Origin of the sequence: Pseudozobellia sp. WGM2 (genome assembly GCF_017810075.1) — a bacterium.
In the GTDB taxonomy this organism is placed as follows: Bacteria; Bacteroidota; Bacteroidia; order Flavobacteriales; family Flavobacteriaceae; genus JADNYK01.
The window spans coordinates 1-1,249 of sequence record NZ_JADNYK010000026.1; the positions used below are offsets into that span (position 1 = coordinate 1).

General features: G+C 43.4%; 1 protein-coding gene. It reads right to left on the reverse strand.

The window, feature by feature from the left end:
* The coding region (locus IV512_RS19625; protein ID WP_209406443.1) for a relaxase/mobilization nuclease domain-containing protein at positions 1 to 1,197 on the reverse strand (1,197 nt) is incomplete at its 3' end.
* Between the last annotated feature and the right edge of the window lie 52 nt (positions 1,198 to 1,249).

Genomic DNA, 1,249 nt, shown 5'->3' on the forward strand with positions numbered 1-1,249 from the left:
CGTTAAGATTGGAACGATATCTCCGAAGTTTGTGGTCATAACATATTCCGATAACAACCCTTTCTGTTTTGGGGATTTCAAATAGGATGCGGTCAATGCTTCTTTTATGACTTTTTGGATTTCCAGTTTGAACTGTTTGCTTTCGGTATCGATTTGCGTGGGTTCGTTTCCATTTCCAAAAATATCCAAACGGTTTTGCATTCTAATATTTTGGCTTATCTCCCTTTCCTTGAAAACATATCGTGATTTGTCATAGATGGTAAATCCCTCGATGACTTCTTCTTTCAAGTCCAGTTTTATATCGATGTCCTGATATTCCTTTAGCACATCCGCCAGTTCGTTGGGCTGGATGGTTTGAAAGAGACCATAGGTAGTTTCTAGCTGTTTCAACAGGCGTTTCCGGTGCATCGGCAACAACCTCGATTTGGAATGTACATCGAATACTTTTTGCAGTTTCGGGCCACTCAGCCCTCGGTGTACGGCTGAGCCGTTGATGAACCGAGTTTGATATCCTTTTTGATTATTGAGACCATAGGCCACCCCTATCCTTCCCGATTCACTTTTGGTCTGTCTTAGTTCGATGTGATAGGGCTTGACCAGTTTTGCCAGTTCTTCGAAACTCCGCACTTTATATTTCTGGTTGATACCGTTCAGTACGTCCTGCAAGTAGTATTTCGTTCCTTTTTCCGCATCCATTCCGAACTGTAGCTCGGGCAATCGGTACATCGGAAGTTCCCTTTTCTGTTTTGTCGTCGGTGCCTGGGACAGGAGGTATTTTTTCTCTAAGTGCTGCCGTATCGCCATGCTCCTTCTATGGCTATTGAAAATTTCGAGTACTTTTCCATCTTCTTTTACGATAGTGGATACGATATGGACGTGTTCGTGCTTGGTATCATTATGCCGTACCACTACATAGGGCTGTTCCCCATAGCCCATATTTTCCATGTACTCCTCGGAGATTTTAAGGAAGGTGTCGTCTTCAAGGTGTTCCCCGTGCGGAAGGTTCAAACTGATATGGGCATAACGGTTCTTGGTGGCGTTGCGCTGTCCCTGAAAATACAGTACGCTCCCAAAGAACTTTGGCGATATGCTTTGGGAGAACGTGTTGCCGTAACCGAGTATCCGCATACCTTTTTTCCCAAAAATATAATTCAATGTTCCCGTACAGGTTTCGCCATAAATAATCTTTGCTATCATCCTGTTTTTTCTTCCATTGTTATTTCAATGAGCGAGTACAGCAGTTCGTTTG